General features: G+C 72.7%; 20 protein-coding genes and 1 pseudogene. 16 read left to right on the forward strand and 5 right to left on the reverse strand.

Annotated features, from left to right (window positions below; genetic code table 11):
• Positions 1–2: 2 nt before the first annotated feature.
• From AB0J21_RS26600 to moeZ, 8 genes are all read left to right on the forward strand, one after another.
• Complete coding sequence (locus tag AB0J21_RS26600; RefSeq protein ID WP_363148638.1) at positions 3–1,013, forward strand: ABC transporter permease; 1,011 nt, start codon at positions 3–5, stop codon at positions 1,011–1,013.
• On the forward strand, positions 1,010–1,999 hold the full coding sequence (locus AB0J21_RS26605) for an ABC transporter permease (protein WP_363148639.1): 990 nt from the start codon (positions 1,010–1,012) through the stop codon (positions 1,997–1,999). Before AB0J21_RS26600 ends, AB0J21_RS26605 begins: the two co-directional genes overlap by 4 nt.
• Complete coding sequence (locus AB0J21_RS26610; protein ID WP_363148640.1) at positions 1,996–3,606, forward strand: ABC transporter ATP-binding protein; 1,611 nt, start codon at positions 1,996–1,998, stop codon at positions 3,604–3,606. Before AB0J21_RS26605 ends, AB0J21_RS26610 begins: the two co-directional genes overlap by 4 nt.
• A gap of 215 nt (positions 3,607–3,821) precedes the next feature.
• Positions 3,822–5,786, forward strand: a complete 1,965-nt coding sequence (locus tag AB0J21_RS26615) for a glycosyltransferase (RefSeq protein ID WP_363148641.1) — start codon at positions 3,822–3,824, stop codon at positions 5,784–5,786.
• Between the two features lie 97 nt (positions 5,787–5,883).
• Positions 5,884–7,017 carry a hypothetical protein gene (locus AB0J21_RS26620; RefSeq protein ID WP_363148642.1) on the forward strand — a complete coding sequence of 378 codons (1,134 nt, stop codon included), beginning with the start codon at positions 5,884–5,886 and terminating at the stop codon, positions 7,015–7,017.
• 198 nt (positions 7,018–7,215) lie between these two features.
• On the forward strand, positions 7,216–8,229 hold the full coding sequence (locus AB0J21_RS26625; protein WP_363148643.1) for an NAD-dependent epimerase/dehydratase: 1,014 nt from the start codon (positions 7,216–7,218) through the stop codon (positions 8,227–8,229).
• Positions 8,230–8,306: 77 nt separating this feature from the next.
• Positions 8,307–9,134, forward strand: a complete 828-nt coding sequence (locus AB0J21_RS26630) for a spherulation-specific family 4 protein (RefSeq protein ID WP_363148707.1) — start codon at positions 8,307–8,309, stop codon at positions 9,132–9,134.
• Positions 9,135–9,197: 63 nt separating this feature from the next.
• Complete coding sequence (moeZ, locus tag AB0J21_RS26635) at positions 9,198–10,376, forward strand: adenylyltransferase/sulfurtransferase MoeZ (protein WP_363148644.1); 1,179 nt, start codon at positions 9,198–9,200, stop codon at positions 10,374–10,376.
• Positions 10,377–10,400: 24 nt separating this feature from the next.
• Here moeZ and AB0J21_RS26640 read toward each other — a convergent pair whose 3' ends face one another.
• Positions 10,401–11,246 carry a helix-turn-helix transcriptional regulator gene (locus AB0J21_RS26640; RefSeq protein WP_363148645.1) on the reverse strand — a complete coding sequence of 282 codons (846 nt, stop codon included), beginning with the start codon at positions 11,244–11,246 and terminating at the stop codon, positions 10,401–10,403.
• Between the two features lie 92 nt (positions 11,247–11,338).
• Here AB0J21_RS26640 and AB0J21_RS26645 point away from each other — a divergent pair, with 92 nt between their 5' ends.
• Entirely contained in the window at positions 11,339–12,145 is an 807-nt protein-coding gene (locus AB0J21_RS26645) for a sulfite exporter TauE/SafE family protein (protein WP_363148646.1), read from the forward strand.
• A gap of 25 nt (positions 12,146–12,170) precedes the next feature.
• Here the strand turns inward: AB0J21_RS26645 and AB0J21_RS26650 are convergent, their stop codons facing one another.
• Positions 12,171–12,341, reverse strand: a complete 171-nt coding sequence (locus AB0J21_RS26650; RefSeq protein ID WP_363148647.1) for a hypothetical protein — start codon at positions 12,339–12,341, stop codon at positions 12,171–12,173.
• Between the two features lie 47 nt (positions 12,342–12,388).
• Positions 12,389–12,598 carry a hypothetical protein gene (locus AB0J21_RS26655; RefSeq protein ID WP_363148648.1) on the reverse strand — a complete coding sequence of 70 codons (210 nt, stop codon included), beginning with the start codon at positions 12,596–12,598 and terminating at the stop codon, positions 12,389–12,391.
• A 106-nt stretch (positions 12,599–12,704) separates the two neighbouring features.
• Between AB0J21_RS26655 and AB0J21_RS26660 the strand changes: the two genes are divergently transcribed.
• The 5 genes and pseudogenes from AB0J21_RS26660 (at position 12,705) to AB0J21_RS26680 (ending at position 15,153) form a co-directional block, all read left to right on the forward strand.
• Entirely contained in the window at positions 12,705–13,535 is an 831-nt protein-coding gene (locus AB0J21_RS26660; protein ID WP_363148649.1) for a helix-turn-helix transcriptional regulator, read from the forward strand.
• Positions 13,532–13,723 (forward strand): annotated as a pseudogene (locus AB0J21_RS26665) (DUF397 domain-containing protein); the annotation flags it as partial. The gene AB0J21_RS26660 and the pseudogene AB0J21_RS26665, both read left to right, overlap by 4 nt.
• A gap of 95 nt (positions 13,724–13,818) precedes the next feature.
• Positions 13,819–14,025, forward strand: coding sequence for a DUF397 domain-containing protein (locus AB0J21_RS26670; RefSeq protein WP_363148650.1), 207 nt, complete (start codon positions 13,819–13,821; stop codon positions 14,023–14,025).
• Between the two features lie 548 nt (positions 14,026–14,573).
• Positions 14,574–14,849, forward strand: coding sequence for a hypothetical protein (locus AB0J21_RS26675; RefSeq protein ID WP_363148651.1), 276 nt, complete (start codon positions 14,574–14,576; stop codon positions 14,847–14,849).
• Positions 14,830–15,153, forward strand: a complete 324-nt coding sequence (locus tag AB0J21_RS26680; protein WP_363148652.1) for a hypothetical protein — start codon at positions 14,830–14,832, stop codon at positions 15,151–15,153. Before AB0J21_RS26675 ends, AB0J21_RS26680 begins: the two co-directional genes overlap by 20 nt.
• 234 nt (positions 15,154–15,387) lie before the next feature.
• On the opposite strand, the gene AB0J21_RS26685 is transcribed toward AB0J21_RS26680, so the two are convergent.
• Entirely contained in the window at positions 15,388–15,990 is a 603-nt protein-coding gene (locus AB0J21_RS26685; protein ID WP_363148653.1) for a TetR/AcrR family transcriptional regulator, read from the reverse strand.
• Between the two features lie 138 nt (positions 15,991–16,128).
• Here AB0J21_RS26685 and AB0J21_RS26690 point away from each other — a divergent pair, with 138 nt between their 5' ends.
• Together AB0J21_RS26690 and AB0J21_RS26695 are read left to right on the forward strand one after the other, a co-directional pair.
• Positions 16,129–16,689: a hypothetical protein gene (locus AB0J21_RS26690; RefSeq protein ID WP_363148654.1), complete on the forward strand. Its 561-nt coding sequence runs from the start codon at positions 16,129–16,131 to the stop codon at positions 16,687–16,689.
• Positions 16,690–16,822: 133 nt separating this feature from the next.
• Positions 16,823–17,260 (forward strand): VOC family protein, encoded by a 438-nt coding sequence (locus AB0J21_RS26695; protein ID WP_363148655.1) that lies wholly within the window; start codon positions 16,823–16,825, stop codon positions 17,258–17,260.
• Positions 17,261–17,297: 37 nt separating this feature from the next.
• On the opposite strand, the gene AB0J21_RS26700 is transcribed toward AB0J21_RS26695, so the two are convergent.
• Entirely contained in the window at positions 17,298–18,875 is a 1,578-nt protein-coding gene (locus tag AB0J21_RS26700; protein ID WP_363148656.1) for an alpha/beta hydrolase, read from the reverse strand.
• Positions 18,876–18,951: the final 76 nt, after the last annotated feature.

The following is an 18,951-nucleotide window of genomic DNA, read 5'->3' on the forward strand; positions in this document are numbered from 1 at the left end:
CCATGTCCGAAGCACTGCTCGCCACCGAGACCGGGGCGGACGCGCTCGCGCCCGCCCCGGCCCCGGGGGCCCGGACCTTCTGGCGGCGGCTGCGCGCCCGCCGGGCCGCGCTCGTCGCGGCCGGCGTGGTCGCGCTGCTCGTGCTCGTCGCGCTCACCGCGCCGCTGCTCGCCGCCCTCGAAGGCCAGGACCCCACCACCTACCACCCGCACCTCGTCGACTCCGCCTCCGGCGGTGTCCCGCTCGGCTCCTTCGGCGGGATCAGCGGCAGCCACTGGCTCGGCGTCGAACCCCAGACCGGCCGCGACCTGTTCGCCCGGCTCGTCTACGGCGCCCGCGTCTCCCTCGGCATCGCCCTGTGCGCGACGCTCGTCCAGGTCGCCCTCGGCATCGTCATCGGCCTCGCCGCCGCCCTCGGCCGCCGCCTGCTCGACCAGGTCGTCGGACGGATCACCGACATCAGCGTGGCGCTGCCCGTCAACATCCTCGCCCTCGCGCTGCTCGCGGTCGCGCCCGACTCGGTCCCGCGCCCCGTGCTGCTCGCCGTCATCATGGGCGTCATCGGCTGGGCCGGCACCTCCAAGCTCGTCCGGGCCCAGGCGCTGAGCCTCAAGGCCCTCGACCACGTCGCCGCCGCCCGGCTCAGCGGCTGGAGCACCTGGAACATCGCCCGCCGCGAACTGCTGCCCTCGCTCGCCGCGCCCGTCCTGACCTACGCGGCGCTGCTCTTCCCCTCGAACATCGGCACCGAGGCGGCCCTGTCCTTCCTCGGCGTCGGCATCAAACCGCCCACCCCGTCCTGGGGACAGATGATCACCGACGCCAACACCTGGTACCAGGCGGCGCCCACGTACCTGCTGCTGCCCGCCGGGCTGCTGTTCGTCACCGTGCTGTCCCTGACCGTCCTCGGCGAGGGCGTGCGCACCGCGCTCGACCCGCGCGCCGAGTCCCGCCTGAGCACCGGAGTCCGCAGCGCCCGCAAGCGGCTGCGCCGGCCGGGAGCCGCCGCATGAGCGCCTTCCTGCTGCGCCGCCTCGGCGGCGCCCTCCTCGTGCTGTTCGCGCTGACCGTCCTCGTCTACGGGCTCTTCTACGTCATCCCCGCCGACGTCGCCCAGACCGTGTGCGGACCGCGCTGCTCACCCGCCCAGGTCGCCCAGGTCCGCGACCAGCTGCGCCTCGACGACCCGGTGTACGTCCAGTACGGGCACTTCCTCCAGGGCCTCGTGGCCGGCCGGGACTTCTCGACCGGCACCGGGAGCGAACACTGCGCGGCGCCCTGCCTCGGCGTCTCCTACCAGAGCGGCCAGCAGGTCACCACGCTGATCACCGGGAAGCTCCCGGTCTCCGCCTCGCTCCTGGCCGGCGCCTTCGTCCTGTGGCTGCTCATCGGCGTCGGCACCGGCATCCTGTCCGCCTGGCGGCGCGGCCGGCCCACCGAACGACTCCTGACCGGGCTGACCCTGGCCGGCGTCGCGACCCCCGTGTTCGTGATCGGCCTGGTCCTGATCATCCTGTTCTGCTCGACCCTCCAGTGGCTGCCCTTCCCGACGTACGTGCCCTTCGGCCAGGACCCCGAGCAGTGGGCCTGGAACCTCGTGCTGCCCTGGGTCTCCCTCGCCCTCATCGAATCCGCCAAGTACGCGCGCCTCACCCGCAGTTCCATGCTGGAGACGCTCGCCGAGGACCACGTGCGCACCTTCCGGGCCTACGGGGTCTCCGAACGCTCCCTCGTCATGCGCCACGCCCTGCGCGCGGCCGTCGCCCCCGTCATCGCGATGAGCGCGCTCGACGCCGGGACGATGCTGGGCGGGGCGATGCTCACCGAGTCCCTGTTCGGCATCCCCGGTCTCGGCCGCGCCCTGGTCCAGGGCGTCCAGGTCTCCGACCTCCCGATCGTCGTCGGCGTCGTCCTGGTGATGGGCTTCTTCGTCGTGCTGGCCAACGCCCTCGCGGACGTCCTGTACGCGGTGGCCGACCGAAGGGTGGCGATCGTATGAGCCTGCTCGAAGTCACCGACCTCACCGTCGACTTCGGCTCCGTCCGCGCCGTCGACGGACTGTCCTTCTCGCTCGCGGCCGGGGGCGCCCTCGGCATCGTCGGCGAGTCCGGCTCGGGCAAGAGCGCCACCGCGTACGCCCTGCTCGACCTGCACCGGGGCACCGGCGCCCGGGTCGGCGGCAGCGTGCGGGTCGACGGCACCGACGTGCTCACCGCCGAGGACCGCGCGCTGCGCCGCCTGCGCGGGGGCACCGTCGCCATGGTGTTCCAGGACCCGCTGTCCTCGCTCGACCCGTACTACGCGGTCGGCGACCAGATCGCCGAGGTGCACCGGCTGCACAGCGGGTCCTCGCGGCGCGCCGCCCGGGCCCGGGCCGTCGAGGTCCTCGACCGGGTCGGCATCCCCGACGCGGCCCGCCGCTCCCGCTCCCGGCCGCACGAGTTCAGCGGCGGCATGCGCCAGCGCGCCCTCATCGCCATGGCGCTCGCCTGCGAACCCGCGCTGCTCGTCGCCGACGAACCCACCACCGCGCTCGACGTCACCGTGCAGGCCCAGATCCTCGACCTCCTGCACGAACTGCGCACCGACACCGGCCTCGGCCTGATCCTCGTCACCCACGACGTGGGCGTCGCGGCCGGCAGCGTCGACGAGATCCTCGTCATGCGGCACGGACGCGCCGTGGAACGCGGACCGGTGGCCGAGGTGCTGGGCGGCCCCCGCGAGGACTACACCCGCGAGCTGCTCGCCGCCGTCCCCCGCGTGGACGGCCCCCTGCGCCCGCCCGTCCCCGCGGCCGAGACCGTCCTCGAAGCGCACGGCCTCACAAAGAGGTTCGGGCGCGGCGCCCGCGCCGTGACCGCCGTGTCCGAGGTCTCCCTCACCGTCCGGCGCGGAGAGACCCTCGGCGTCGTCGGCGAGAGCGGCAGCGGGAAGACCACGCTCGGCCGGATGCTCGTCGGACTGCTCGAACCGAGCGCGGGCAGCGTCGAGTTCGCTCCCTTCGCGCGGCGGCCGGACGGGCGGCCCGCCGTGCAGATGGTCTTCCAGGACCCCGCGTCCTCGCTCAACCCCCGGCGCACCGTCGGCGAGTCCGTCGCCGACCCGCTGCGCGCCCGGGGAGAGCGCGACGAGAAGGCGATCCGCGCCCGGGTCGGGGAACTCCTCGCCCAGGTGGGGCTCGAACCCGAGGCCCAGGACCGCTACCCGCACGAGTTCAGCGGCGGACAGCGCCAGCGCGTCGGCATCGCCCGCGCCCTCGCGCCCGAACCCGCCGTCATCGTGTGCGACGAGGCGGTCTCCGCGCTCGACGTCACCACCCAGGCCCAAGTGACGGAGCTCCTGGCCCAGTTGCAGCGCGACACCGGGATCGCCCTGGTCTTCGTCGCCCACGACCTCGGCGTCGTACGGCAGGTGAGCGACCGGGTCCTCGTCATGCGGGGCGGACGGATCGTCGAGGAGGGCACCGTCGAGGAGGTCTACGCGGCGCCCAGCGACCCGTACACGCGGGGGCTGCTGGCCGCCGTACCCGTCCTCGACCCCGAGACGGCGCGGCAGCGGCGCGCGCAGCGGACCGCGCTCCCCGGGGAGGCGCTGCCGGTGGCCTGAGCGCCGCGAGCGGCAACCGGCCGCCGTTCCGCACCACTTCAATCCCGCTACGTCGCGGTTAAACGTCCGCGCCACGGATTGGTTACGAGGCTTCACCCCTTCTGATGGTGCGACGGACAACCGTCCGTCGTGCGCCCCCTCACCCGCATACCTTCGTCCCGCTGCGGGTCGTCTCGCCGAGGACGGCCCCGTCACCGGGAGATCGGGGGTGTGCTGTGCGCATAGGACTGCTGACCGACGGCGGCTATCCGTACGTGAGCGGAGAGGCCGGACTCTGGTGCGACCGGCTCGTGCGGGGCCTGGACCACCACGAGTTCGACGTCTACGCGCTCAGCCGCAGTGAGCACCAGGAGCAGCGGGGCTGGGTGCGGCTGCCCGAGCAGGTCAGCCGCGTGCGCACGGCGGCGCTGTGGGACGCGCCCGAGGACGGCGAGCGGCTCGGCCGCCGCGCCAGAGGCGTGTTCCTGCGCCACTTCGAGGCGTTCGCGGCGGCCGTCTGCTCCGCCGACAACGCACGGGCCGGAGCGGGGGCGGGAGCCCGGGCACGGACACCCGGGCCCCTCACCGCGTACGCGGGGGCCGCCCCCGGACCTGCGCAGGAGCCCACCGCGCGCCCCGGCGCGCTCGTCGGGCTCACCGCGCTCGCCGGGATGGCGGTCGGGGAAACCCGGACCGGGACGGCGGCGCCCGGACCCTCCCCCCGGGACGGACGTGCGCAGGTGCGCGGGCCCCTCGCCCCCGGTGAACCCTCCGGTTCCTTCGGGGCCGCGCTCCACGGCCTCGCCGAACTGGCGCAGGAGACCGGCGGCCTGTCGGGGGCGCTGCGCTCCGAGGCGGCCGTACGCGTCCTGGAACGCGCCTGCCGGGCCTCCGGCGCGCTGCCCGCCGCCCACCACGCCCGGGTCAGCGACCTGCTGCTCCTCACCGACCTGCTGGAGCGCGCGCTGCGCCCGCTCTCCCTCGACTGGTACGCCGAGGACAGCCTCGGCGCCGTGGACCTGTGCCACGCCACCGCCGGCGGACTCGCCGCGCTGCCCGGACTGCTCGCCCACCACTTCGGCGGGGTCCCGCTGCTCGTCACCGAGTACGGCGTCCGGCTGCGCTCGCTCTACCTCGGCGCCCGGCCCGCCCTCGGCGAGGCGGACCAGGACGGGGCGGACCGGCCCGCGCTGAGCGCCCCCGTACGCGCCGTGCTCGGCGGCTTCCACCGCGAACTCGCCGCCGAGGTCTACCGGGTGGCCGCCCTCGTCACCCCGGGCAACGCGCACGCCCGCCGCTGGCAGGAGCGGTGCGGGGCCGACCCCGCCAAACTCCGCACCGTCTACCCGGGCATGGACGCCACCCGGTTCGCCGCGGTGGGGGAGGCCGCCGGCGGGGCCGACGCGACCGGCCGCGGGTCCGGGGACGGCGCGGAGCGCAGCGGCTGGGACCTCGTGTGGGTCGGGCGGTTCGAGGAGGCCAAGGACCTCGCGAGCCTCCTGCGCGCCTTCGTCACCGTGCACGCCGCCGAACCCCGGGCCACGCTGCGCCTGGTCGGCGCCCCCGCGGCCGACGAGTCCGAGGCCGCCTACCGCGCGGACTGCGAGGAACTGGCCGCCGCCCTCTTCCCGCCGGGGCCCGGGGCGGAGCCCCGTCCGGTCCGCTTCGAGCAGGCCGGCGCGCCCGACGCACCGGGGCCGGAACTCGCCGAGGTGTACGCGCAGGCCGACGCCGTGGTCCTCTCCAGCGTCGTCGAGGGCTTCCCGGTCAGCCTCGTCGAGGCCATGTTCTGCGGCCGGGCCACCGTCTCCACCGACACGGGCGCCGTGGTCGAGGTGGTCGGCTCCACCGGGCTCGTCGTCCCGCCGCGCGATCCGGAGGCCCTGGCCGGGGCCTGCCTGGAACTCCTGCGCGACCCGGAGCGCCGCGCGGTGCTCGGCGGCGCCGCCCGGTCCCGCGCCCTCGAACTCTTCACCGTCGAGCAGAACGTGGCCGCCTTCCACGACATCTACCTCGACATCCTCACGCGCTGCCCGGTACCGCGCGAACCGCTCGACGACCACGGGGAGCCGCTGCCCTTCGGCCGTCCCGCCGAGACCGTCCTCCCCACCGCCCTTGTGGAAGGCCCCGGTTGGGCGCCCCTGGACCCCACGGCGGCCAAAGCGCCCGGCGCGGGACGCCGCCTGGAGGCGGCCCGATGAGCCCCCGGCCCCCTGCCGCACCCCGGTCCGGCCGCCGCCGCGACGCCCACCACGCCGACGCCACCCATCCCTACGACGACCGCAAGGAGGCGGCCCGATGAGCGCGTACACCCCCACCGGGCCCGGAGCCCGCCCGGAACCGGGCGCAGGGGCCGGAGCCGACCCGGTCAAGGCCCTCATGGAGACCCACCACGACCTGTGCGCCCAGGCCGTGGACCCGCTGGAGATCGCGGCCGGCCTGGAGGCGCGCGGGGTCACCGACCGCACCGCCCGCCACTACCTGCACCGGGACGTCTTCGCGCTCGCCGAGGAGATGTTCGCGCGGATGCCCCGGCACACCGACCGCGCCCGCGCCGAACTGCTCACCGACCGCGCCCCGTCCACCGCCACCCCGGTGACGAAGGGCCGCGACCTGAGCGCCCTCCTCGTGCTCCTGCCCGGCGCCCTGGCCCTCGGCACCCTCCTCGCCCTCCCGCACACCGGCGGACACCCCCGGGCCGCGCTGCTCGGCGCCGGACCGCTCGCGGTCCTGCTGAGCCTGCGCGCCTGTCTGCGGCGCTGCCCGCTCGCCAGCCGCGTCCCCGCCGCCCCCGGCACCACGCAGTACGTACTGCTCCTGTTCGCCGGGACCCTGTACGGCGACGGACTGCTCGCCCAGGCCCTCACCGGCGGCCCCGAGCACGGCTGGAGCCCGCACACCGCGCCCGCCCTCGCGCTGCTCCTCGCCCTCGTCCCCGGCGCCCTGTGCGCGCGGGCCTTCGCGTACGGGGCGGGGCGGCGGCTCGCGCTCAGCCGCTCCCTCGACGACTTCGTCCTCGCCGTCCGCCCGCTGCTGCTCGGCACGTTCCTGCTGTTCCTGTGCTGCCTGTGGACCCTGCTCGGCCTCACCGCGGCCGCGCTCCACCAGGCGAGCGGAGCGCTGTCCGCCGGAGCGCTCGGCGGGCTCCTGCTGCTGACCCGGCTGATGATCCAGTACGGCTGCGCTGGGGCCGCGAGGACCGCCCTGCTCACCGCCTGCGGACTCCAGTTCGCCGCCCTGTGCGCCGTGTTCACCGCCCGGCTGCCCGGCGCCCGGTCCGTGTCCGCGCCCGTCGAGGCGCTCACGGACCTGGGCGGCACCGGGGCCGTCCCCGCGCTGGCCTGCACCCTCGCGGTGCTCACCCTGCTGGCCCGGGGCCTGCCCGCACTCTCCCGCGCCTCGGCCCACGCGGCCCGGGCCGGCCGGACCTGACGCGGGGCGCCCGGTCCGCACACCGGAGCACCACCGCCGTCAGGCGCGCCTCTCGCGCCACCTCCCGCGAAGCCGGCCCGGCGCCTCTCGCGCAGGACCGGCCCCGCGGGCCTCACCAGCGACCCACGGCACCACCCCCCGAAGGAGACACACGATGACCAGCCCCCGCCGCCCCTCGGCCCCCACCGGAGGTGCCCGATGAGGGTGCTGCTGATGGGCGCGAACGGCTACCTCGGCCGCTTCGTCGCCGACCGGCTGCTCGCCGACCCGGCCGTCCAGCTCACCGTGCTGGGCCGGGGCGACGACGCCGACGTCCGCTTCGACCTCGCGGGCGGCTCACCCGGCGCGCTCACCCGGTTCTTCGACGCCGTCCACCCCGGCGTCGTCGTCAACTGCGCCGGTACCGTGCGCGGCGGGGCCCGGGACCTGACCCGGCACAACACCGTCGCCGTCGCCACGATCTGCGAGGCGCTGCGCCGCTCCGGTTGCGGGGCCCGCCTCGTCCAGCTCGGCTGCGGCGCCGAGTACGGGCCGAGCCAGCCGGGCTCCTCGACCGCCGAGGACGCCGTGCCCCGCCCCGGCGGGCCGTACGGCGTGAGCAAACTCGCCGCGACCGAACTCGTCCTCGGCTCCGGGCTCGACGCCGTCGTCCTGCGGGTCTTCTCACCCGTCGGACCGGGCACCCCGGCCGGTTCCCCGCTCGGGCGGCTCGCGGAGGCCATGCGGCGCGCGATGCAGGCCGGGGACACCGAACTGAAACTGGGCGGACTCGGCGTGCAGCGCGACTTCGTCGACGTACGCGACGTGGCCCGCGCCGTGCACGCCGCCTCGCTGTCGGCCGCCCAGGGCGTCGTCAACATCGGCTCCGGCCGCGCGGTACGGCTGCGCGAGGCCGCCGCCGTACTCGCCAGGGTCGCCGGGTTCGGCGGGGCGCTGCACGAACTGGAGTCACCGCCCGGCTTCGGCCCCGGACTGCCCGTGCGCGAACCGCACCTCGGCCACGGCCTGCGCTCCACCATCGGGCACCCGCGCGGCGGCGACGGCGAGCACGTCCTCGCCGCACCCGCCGCCTCGCACCCCTACCCGGACGGCTGCGGGACCTGGCAGCAGGCCGACGTGCGCACCGCGCGCGACCGGCTCGGCTGGCGCCCCCGCATCAACCTGGAGGAGTCCCTCGCCGACATCTGGATGGAGGCGGCGTGCCGCATGTGAACCACGGCGGCGGTGGTCCGGCCACGCGCGGCGGGACCACCGCCGCCGTGGCCGCCCACGGACCGGCCCCCCTCGGGCTGCCCGAGGGGCGGGCCGACGGGCGGGCGGCACAGGGCCCCCTGCCCGCCCCGGACCGCACCGGACTCGCCCTGCCGGGCCTCGCGCACCCGCTGCTCGCACCCGGCGAGTGGGCGCAGCCGCTGCGCGCGGACGTCCCCGTCCACTGGACGGTCCTCTCGGTGGACAACGGGCCCGGCACCCGGCCCGACCCGCGGTGCCTGGAGGCCGCGGGCCGGCTCAAGAACGCCGGACGCCGCGCCGCCCCCGGACAGCCGCACCCGGCGGGCCTCGTACTCGGGCGGCTCGACCTCGGCCACGGTGCCCGCGGGGCGCGCGCCGTGCTCGACGAGGCCCGCCGCTACCGCGACTGGTACCGCGTCGACGGCTACCTGCTGCACCGCTGCCCCTGCGGCCCGGCCGCCCTGCCGCACGTGAGACGGCTCACCGCCGCGCTGCGCGGACTGCTCGAAGGGCCCGCCCACCTCGTCCTCGGACACGGCACGCACCCGGACCCGGGCTACGCGCCGCTCGCCGAGCAACTCGTCACCTTCCTCGGCTCCTGGTCCCGCTACCGCTGGGCGCGGCCGCCCGAGTGGACCGCGGCGCTCCCGCCCGAACGGTTCTGCCACCTCGTGCACGGCGTCCCCCGCACCCACCTGGACGAGGCGCTGCGGCTGGCCCGCTGGCAGGGCGCCGGCACCGTCCTGCTCACCGACCGGACCGCGCGAGCCGTTGACGGGGAGCGCGGCGAGGACCCGACAACCGCGCAATACAGGGCATTTGAGACGCTGCCCGGCTACTGGGACGAAATCGTCTCGCGGATCGGACGCGGTGTCTCGGAATGAAAAGCGGCGTGGCAGTGTTACGGACAGAACCAGTCTTCCGAAGAACCGACCAACGGAGTTGCCGTGTCGCTGCCACCCCTGGTCGAGCCAGCAGCTGAGCTCACCGTCGACGAGGTCCGCAGGTACTCGCGCCACCTGATCATCCCGGACGTCGGGATGGACGGACAGAAACGGCTGAAGAACGCCAAGGTGCTGTGTGTCGGCGCCGGCGGTCTGGGCTCGCCGGCCCTCATGTACCTGGCCGCCGCGGGCGTCGGCACGCTCGGCATCGTCGAGTTCGACGAGGTCGACGAGTCCAACCTCCAGCGCCAGATCATCCACAGCCAGGCCGACATCGGCCGCTCCAAGGCCGAGTCCGCCAAGGACTCGGTCCTCGGCATCAACCCGTACGTGAACGTGATCCTCCACGAAGAGCGGCTCGAAGCCGAGAACGTGATGGACATCTTCAGCCAGTACGACCTGATCGTGGACGGCACGGACAACTTCGCGACGCGCTACCTCGTCAACGACGCGTGCGTGCTGCTCGACAAGCCGTACATCTGGGGCTCCATCTACCGCTTCGACGGCCAGGCGTCCGTGTTCTGGTCCGAGCACGGCCCCTGCTACCGCTGCCTCTACCCGGAGCCCCCGCCCCCCGGCATGGTCCCCTCCTGCGCCGAGGGCGGTGTCCTCGGCGTGCTGTGCGCGTCCGTGGGCTCCATCCAGGTCACCGAGGCGATCAAGCTGCTCGCCGGGATCGGCGACCCGCTGGTCGGCCGCCTCATGATCTACGACGCGCTGGAGATGCAGTACCGCCAGGTCAAGGTCCGCAAGGACCCCGACTGCGCGGTGTGCGGCACGAACCCGACGGTCACCGAGCTGATCGACTACGAGGCGTTCTGCGGCGTCGTCTCCGAGGAGGCCCAGGAGGCGGCGGCCGGCTCGACGATCACTCCGAAGCAGCTCAAGGAGTGGATCGACGACGGCGAGAACATCGACATCATCGACGTCCGCGAGCCGAACGAGTACGAGATCGTCTCCATCCCGGGCGCCCGCCTGATCCCGAAGAACGAGTTCCTGATGGGCACCGCCCTCCAGGACCTCCCGCAGGACAAGAAGATCGTCCTGCACTGCAAGACGGGCGTACGCAGCGCCGAGGTGCTCGCCGTCCTGAAGTCGGCCGGCTTCTCCGACGCGGTGCACGTGGGCGGCGGCGTCATCGGCTGGGTCAACCAGATCGAGCCGTCGAAGCCGGTGTACTAGGCCGGTACCGTTGAAGGCGTTTCCTCAAGCGCCGGACGCGCCGGGAGAGTTCCTCCCGGTGCGTCCGGCGCTTTCGCGTGCCCCGGTCGGGACGGCCGGGCTCGCGGCGTCGAACCGGGACGGCGGTGTGCCGAAGGCCCGGGTGAAGGCGGCGGTGAAGGCCGCGGGGGAGGCGTAGCCCAGCCGGCCGGAGACCTCGGTGACCGAGGCGGTACGCAGCAGCGGAACGGCGGCGAGCAGCCGGGCCCGCCCGCGCCACACGGCGGGACTCTCCCCGGCCTCCGCACGGAAACGACGGGTGAAGGCCCGTTCGCTCATGGCCACGCGCGCGGCCCACTCGGCGTTGCCGACCCCCGCGTCGGGGTGGGCCAGGTAGTCGCGGCACAGCGCGGCGAGGTCCGCGGAGCCCGGAATCCGCACGTGGAACGGGAGCGGGGCGCCGACCGCGATTCCGTACAGCTCGTGCAGCAGGAGAGTGGCGATGACGCCCTCCCGCCCCGACAGGCTGTAGTCCGCCTCGAAGTCGACTGCGACGGCCAGCAGTTCGCGCAGCAGCGGCGCGACCTCGACGACCGTGCAGGTGGCGGGCCACCAGGGGACGGCGTCCGGCTCGATGTACAGACTGCGGGTACGCACGCCCAGCATGCGCACCCGGTGCCGGGTCGCGGCCGGGATCAGGACGGCCCGCTCGGGCGGTACGGTCCAGTTGCCCTCAGCGGTGTCCACGACCATCACGCCGGTGGCGCCGTAGAGGAACTGGGCCCGCCGGTGCTCGTGCCAGTCGAGCAACTGCCCCGGCGCGTAGTCGGTACCGATCGGCAGCACGGCCCGCCCGCTCCGGTCCACCTCGTCCAGAGAAACGTTCCTCACCTGGCCACCGTACGGCGGTGGTGGCCGAGACGCGAAGGAATCCTGCCGACCATCGCATGCCCGACACGCCCGGCGGCTGGTGAGCTGGGGGCATGGACATGGTGACCCTGCTCGGTATCGGGCTGCTGACCGGGCTGACGACGGTACTTTTCGGGTTCGGCGGCGGTTTCGTCACCGTGCCGGTCGTGGTGTGGGCCGACTCCGCCCTCGGTGCGGACGCGATGCGGGTGGCGACGGCCACCTCGGCCCTGGTCATGGTGGTGAACGCGGGCTTCGCGACGGCCGTCACCCCGCGCCGCACCCTCGCCGCCCTGCGCGGCAGCGCCCCGCTGGTCCTCCTGCTGGCGGCCGGTGCCTCGGCCGGGGCGCTCGCCGCGGGGCTCACCCCACCGGGCCCCGCCCACTGGGCGTTCGTCGCCTACACCGCCCTCACCCTCACAGACGTACTCCTGCGCCCCGGCTTCCTGCGCCCGCCGGACGACCCGGCCACCACCACCGCCCCGCGCCCCCTGCCGACCGTCTCCGGCGCCCCCATCGGCGCGCTCGCCGCCTTCCTCGGCGTGGGCGGCAGCGTCATGACGGTCCCCGCGATGCGCCGCGCCGGCCACCTGATGCGCGTGGCCACCGCCCTGGCCAACCCTCTCACCCTGGCCATCTCCCTTCCTGCGGCCGCCATTTACCTGAGCGGCGCGACGGGCCCCACCACCGCCCACCCGCAGACACCACCCCTGGCGGGCCTGGTCGACCTCCGGGCCGCCGCCTTCCTGCTGGCAGGCGCCCTACCGGTGATCGCGCTCCTCCGACGCCACCCGCCGCGCATCCCGGACCGCGTGCACACGCGGGCGTACGCCGGCCTGCTCGCGACGGTGACGGCGGCGATGGTCGTGCTGGGCGGGTAGGGGGAGGGCGGGACCGTGCGCCCTGTCATTCCGGGCGCCGCCGCATCGAGCGGCGCAGGGCGTTCTCCTCGGCGACCCGTGCGCGGAGCTGTCGCAGCAGGACGGATTCGTTGCCGTCCCCGTCCTCCCTGTCCGCCCCGTCCGCCCGGGGCTCGTCCTCGCGGCACCGTGGGCACTCGCACGGCGGGAAGCGCATCGGGTTGAACTCCGGCCTCTCCCGTGGCGGTTGAAGTTCCCGTTCGCTCACTCCGACCCCCGCTCCGAGCAGTCGTCCGCCGCCTGGTGACGCCGGAGAAGTACGCGGCAGTCCGTCGCCCTGCTGTAGTCGCGCCGGGCGTTGGCGACGGCCTCGGCCAGATGGAGTTCCTGGCAGGTGCGGCACTCGGACGATTTGTCGGGAGCCGTGGGGCGCGACGGCTCCCGGGTGTTCGGGCGAACATTCTTGCCAGCCATGGATGGTGCCTCTCCGTAGTCGTTTCACTACCGGGGCGGCTCAGCGTGGCCTAGGGTCGAAGTATCTTCAACTTGCGGTATTTGTGCGGAGGGTTGGTCTCCCCGGATGGTGAACCTCAAAGAGCTGGATCCCGACAAGTCGCCCGCTTCCGCGTTCGGCCTGCTCCTGCGGACGTTGCGGGAGGAGCGCGGCTGGACCCAGGACGAACTGGCGGCGCGCATCGGGTGTTCAGGGACCCATATCTCGGCCGTCGAAACTGGTCGCCGACCTCCAACTCCCCGCTTCGCGGCGGCTGCCGACAGGGCCTTGGGGACGGGGGACAGGCTCCAGCGCCAGAGTCGTGCGGTGCGGCAGACGGCATTGCTGGAGGGGTTTCCGGAGTATGTCGCGCAGGAGGCGCGTGCGGCAGAGATCAGGCTGTACGAGTTCGGCATCATCCCGGGTCTACTCCAGACGCCGGAGTACGCTGCGGCACTCACCGCTCGTACGGTGGAGCGCGGGGCGGTTACGCGCGAGCAGGGGGAGGAGTGGGTCGGGCTGGTACAGAGGCGGCAGGACGCACTTGAGCGGATGCCTCCCCCCATGGTGTTCGTCGTCCTTGACGAAAGCTGCCTTCGCTGGCCAGTTGGCGGACCGGAACTCATGAGAGACCAGTTGACGCGGCTGATTGAATTTGCTGCACTGCCGAACACTGTGCTGCAAGTCACTCCGTTCGAGCTGGGGGACCAACGCCCGCTCAGGTTGCCGCTGTACATCCTGACGATGGAGAACCGCAGCCTGCTCTCCTACGCGGAGTCCGCGCAACGTGGGCAACTCGAACGAGAAGCCACCTCCGTCGTACCTCTGTTGAACACCTACCATCAGCTGCAGGCTGTAGCGCTCTCGCAGGCGGCATCCGTAGCCATGATCGAGCGGGTACGAAAGGGCACCTTGTGACGACTGAGAAACCGCAATGGTTCACGTCCTCCTACAGCGACAACGGTGGCGCCTGTGTCGAGGTCGCCCTTAACCTTGCGGTTTGTCGCGGCCTTGTCCCTGTCCGTGACTCCAAGCTTTCGAGCAGCCCGGTCCTGCACCTTCGCGCCGCTACGTTCCTGTCCTTCGTAGCGGGAGTAAAGGCCGGGAGGCCTGTTAGCCGCCTACCATCAGTCGCGACACGAGCCCCTGCTGTAGGCGGTTCCCATGGCGATGCGGGGCAATGACGAGAGGGCACTTAGTGATGAATCATTCGGCCTCCTGGTTCACGTCCTCCTACAGCGGCAACGGCGGCCAGTGCGTCGAAGCCGCCCTCAACCTCGCCGCCCTGCGCGGCCTCGTCCCCGTCCGTGACTCCAAGGACCCGGACGGCCCGGTTCTGAACCTTCCCTCCCACGCCTTCTCCGCCTTCCTCGCGGGCGTCAAGGGCGAGGAGTTCGGCGCCGTCTGACCGCCTGTGCCGGCGTGAAGCGCTGTTCAGTACCCCACCGCGTGCCCCACCGTATGTGTCACGGTGGGGCACCGCGTTTTCATGGGACCTTTCGATCAGGCGCACCGTGCGGACCGATTCTCCCATTCTCCGTTTCTCCGCTTTCGTGCAGTTCGATTCAGGGCCGGTTTTCCGGTTCGCGTACGGGGTGAGCGGATATCGCCTCTCGGTAAGAGGGGTGCGCGTCCGGTGTGGGGAAATCGAAACCGTCTCGTGTTCACCGCTCGGCCCGGATAAACGGCGTTGACATCTCGCGGGGGAGTTGTAGGAGTATGTGTGTCGCCGACGATCAAGTGGGCAAAGGTGGCAGGGGGACTGAACGCGCGGCACTTCACTTGTACGCAGGTGATGGTGGCGCTGCTCGGAGCCGCCGCCGCTGTGGGGGCGTCAGCGCTGCCCGCGCAGGCGGCAGCCCAACCCGAACCCGATCGACTGGCATGTCTACACGACCTTCATCGGGCAGGACGGTGAGGACGTGCCTCTGCGCGTCGGCCAGAAGGACGCCGGCGGTGTCGACGGGTTCGGCAAACGGCATATCGAGTCCGGTCACGACGGGGCAGATTTCCAGCTGGTCGAATATGAAGCTGGACATCGACTCGACCCTCGATCGCGGGAAGTGCGGCGCCAAGGGGAGTAAAACCACCTGCAAACTGGAGAGCCACACCTTCAGAAACATCAATGCGGGAGGAATGAAAGTGGTCTTCACGGAGCGCGTCGACAGCCGCTCGAAGGACCACCGTCCGGTCGGCGTCATTACTGCGTACCATGACGACTGTGGATGCTGAGGGCGGTGTGAGCATGCTGGCCACCTACTCCGATTTCCTCGCGGATTTCAGGTCCGAGGTGGAGGCGCAGCTGGCGGGCGATCCCGACGAGGGTTCTCTTGCCTTGCGGGAGATCAGTTTCCAAGAGGACGGTGAAGGTGTCTGGGTGGACGCCGTCATCAATTCCGTGGGCACGGCCGCATCTCACACGCGAAAACGTCTGGTCATCCCGGCCGGTGGGCCCGACAAGGACGGCTGGCTGGCGGGAACCATTTTCGCGTCCTCCCTAGTCGAGGACTTCGACAAGGGGAGACTCGGCCCGTAGGAGGCCAGGCCAGGAAGTGACGCGGACGAGTGGCCGCCGCCGGGTGGCACCGAACCCGTCCGTAGCGCGCATGCTGTGACCGCCAGGTCGGCCACCGGAGCATCTCCCGCGTGCCGCCCGCCGCACTCATCCCGGCGTGACCCGTGGTTGCCCTCGGCCTTCACCGCCCCCGCGCGGCGGCGGCCTCGTCCCCGTGCGCGACCCCCACCCGCTCGTACCGGGCGGCAACGTACGTCAGCCCGTGCCCGCGTGGGGGGCGGTGCGCGCCCGCAACACCCCTTCGACGCCCCGCAGGAAGGTCTCGCTGACCAGTTCCGGGTCGAAGAGACAGCCGGCTGCCATGGCGCCGTCCCGGAGCATGACGAGGTGCCGGGCGGCCGCGTCGGCGGGTGCCTCGCCGGTCTCGGTCAGCAGGTCCGTGACGGTGTCCAGGAACCACTGCCGGTGGGCCAGGACGGCCCGGTGGATCGGGTGGTCCGGGTCGGGGTACTCGGCCACCGCGTTGAGGAAGGCGCAACCGCGGAACCCGGGGGACCGGATGCCGTCGGCGATGGACCGGCCGACGGCCCGCACCTCGTCGGCCGCCGATTGCCCGCTCGTCCCTGCGGCGGCGACCTGCCCCCTGATGGCCTGATCGGCCTGGGCGAGATACGCGAGGACCAGCTCCTCCTTGCCGGTGAAGTGCCGGTACAGCGTCGCCCGGGTCACCTGCGCCTCCGCGATGATCCGGTCGACGCCGACGGAGTGGATGCCCTCCGCGTAGAAGATCCGGGTCGCCGTGGCGAGCAAGCGCGCTCGCGCCTCCGAGGTGCTGGCGCCTCCAGTGGTCCGACTCATGCCGCCACCCTACCAAGTGAGGAGGGAGAACGTTCGGTCTTGACAAGAGGTGCGGGCTCCTCTTGTATGGCGAAGGGGGCGAGACCGAACGTTCTCCCTCCTGCTGGCTCTCCTCGCTGTCACTTGAAAGGCACCGCCATGGACACGCTCGTCAGCCGCGCCCCCGTCGTCCCCGCCGCAGCCCTGCGCAAGCTGTACCTTCTGCGCTTCGCGTTCGCCGCCGTGTGGGCCGCCCTGCTCTTCGCGACCGCCGACACGCTGGGACCGCTGAGTGCGGTCCTGCTGGTGCTCTACCCCCTGTTCGACGTGGCGTGCGCCGTCGTCGACGTCAGGTCGGCCAAGGCGAACGGCGGCCCGGTCCGCGGCCTGTACGTGAACATCGCGCTCAGCGCTCTCACCGCCGTCGGCCTGGCCCTCGCCGCCACCTCGGGCATCCCGGCCGTCCTGCGTGTCTGGGGTGTCTGGGCCGTCACCGCCGGAGTCGTCCAACTCGTCGTCGGCGCCCTCCGGCGCCGTCTGGGCGGTCAGTGGGCGATGATCGCCAGCGGCGCCATCTCGACCCTCGCCGGTGCGTCCTTCTTCGCGCAGGCGGGCAAGGACGGCGCCTCCCTGACCAACCTCGCCGGCTACGCCTTCCTCGGCGGCGTCTTCTTCCTCGTCTCCGCCCTCCGCCTGCGCTCCACCGGCAAAGAGGCGTGACCGGGCCGGCCGCCCGGCGTCACGGGCCCGGCCGGCCTCGGTGCCGACCGGGCCCGTGACGCCTCCTGCGGCGGACGGCGCGAGGTGTTTTCCGGAAAGGGCCGATCGGCCCGGATCGGTAGCATGCGGGCGCATGGCCATCAAACTTGAGAACGTCGGTATCGCCGTCCGCGATCTCGAAGCAGCGATCTCCTTCTTCACCGACCTCGGCCTCACGGTCATCGGCCGGGACACGGTCAGCGGTGAGTGGACCGACACCGCCGTCGGCCTCGACGGCAACCACGCCAACATCGCGATGCTCCAGACGCCGGACGGGCACGGTCGCCTGGAGCTCTTCGAGTACATCCACCCCGAAGCGATCGAGTCGCAACCCACGCGCCCCAACGACATCGGCATGCACCGCGTCGCCTTCTCGGTCGACGACATCGACGAAGCCCTTGAGGCGGCCGCGAAGCACGGATGCCGTCCGCTGCGCGGCGTGGCGACCTACCGGGACGTCTACAAGCTCACGTACCTCCGCGGCCCCAGCGGCATCCTGGTGATGCTCGCCGAGGAGCTGAAGGAGGACTGACGGTCGGCGGGGCCCCGGCCTCGGCGGGCCGGGCGCCTCACTGGCACACCTTCCCGCTCTGCGGCACCTTCCCGTCCAGCAGATACGCGTTGACCGTGTCCTGGACGCAGGGGTCCCCGCTGTCGTACGAGCCGTGGCCCTGGCCCTTGTAGGTCAGTTCGATGCCCACGCCCTTGCCGAGCGCCGAGGCCATGCGGGCCGCCCCCGCGTAGGGGGTCGCGGGGTCGCCGGTGTTGCCGATGACCAGGATGGGGGCCGAGCCCTTCGCGGAGACGTCGGGGTGGTCGGCGGCGCCGGGGACGGGCCAGTCGGTGCAGCTCACCATCGACCAGGCCAGGAAGTCACCGAAGACCGGGGATGCCTTCCGGAACTTCGGCAGCCGCTTCTGGATGTCGTCCATCGAGTAACGGGGCTTGTCGTCGGCGCAGTTGATCGCGACGTTCGCGGCCTGGATATTGCTGTACGTGCCGTTCTCGTTGCGGCCGTTCATCGCGTCGGCGAGCGCCATCAGGACCCGGCCGTCACCCTCGTACGCCTGGGACAGGCCCTCGCGCAGGTACGGCCAGTAGTCCTTCGAGTAGAGCGCCTGCGCGATGCCGCCGGTCGCCGCCGACTGGGTCAGTTCGCGCTTGCCCAGGCCCGGCAGCGGTTTGCTGTCGAGGCGTCGCAGGAACGTGGCGATGCGGTTCTCCACGTCCTTCGCGGAGTCGCCGATCGAGCACTGCTCCTTCTGCTTCACGCAGTCCTGCGCGAAGTTGTCCAGCGCGAGCTGGAAGCCCTTCGCCTGGCCCAGGGAGCCCTGCTCGGAGTCCTCCGTGGGGTCCACGACCGCGTCGAACACCGCGCGGCCCACCCGCTTCGGGAACAGGTGCGCGTACACGCCGCCCAGTTCCGTGCCGTAGGAGATGCCGAAGTAGTACAGCTTCTTGTCGCCCAGCACCTCGCGCATGAGGTCCATGTCGCGCGCGGCGTCGGTCGTCGAGACGTGCGGCAGGACCGCCCGCGCGTTCTTCTCGCAGGCCGCGTTGAAGTTCTTCGTACCCGTCACGAACTCGTTGCGCTCGGCCTCGTCGTCCGGCGTGTTGTCCTGCTGGAAGTACTGGTCGAGCTGTTGGGCGCTCTCGCACTCGACGGGGGAGCTGCGGCCCACCCCGCGCGGGTCGAAGCTCACCAGGTCGTAGCGGGTGCGCAGCTTCTCGTAGTCGGTGCCGAAGGCCGGCAGGGTCGAGACGCCCGAGCCGCCCGGGCCGCCGAAGTTGAAGACCAGCGAACCGATCCGGTCGCTCTTGTCCTTGGCCGTCGCGCGGATCAGCGCGAGGTCGATCGTGCGGCCCTTCGGCTTGTCCCAGTCCAGCGGCGCCTTCATCGTGGCGCACTGCCACGCCGTCCCGCCCGGTAGCGGGGAGGGCTTGTCGCCCGAGCCCTGCGCGTCGTTCGGGGCCGGGCAGTCCTTCCAGCTCAGCTTCTGGGCCTTGGGATCGCCGCCGCTCGGCGCTCCGGCGGCCGAGGAGCCGTCGTCTCCGGTGCACGCGGTGAGGGCGGCGGCCAGGGTCAGCGTGAGCAGGGCGGCGGCCCCGGTCCTCAGAGCCGCGCGGGGCTGGGCGGGAAATGACATGGTCCCATCCTCGTTGTGGGGAATCCGGGGCGCTCGGGGCGGGGTCCGGTCGGGTGAGTGCCCGCCCTCGCGGGCA

The sequence above is a fragment of the Streptomyces sp. NPDC049954 genome (genome assembly GCF_040656295.1).
GTDB lineage: Bacteria > Actinomycetota > Actinomycetes > Streptomycetales > Streptomycetaceae > Streptomyces.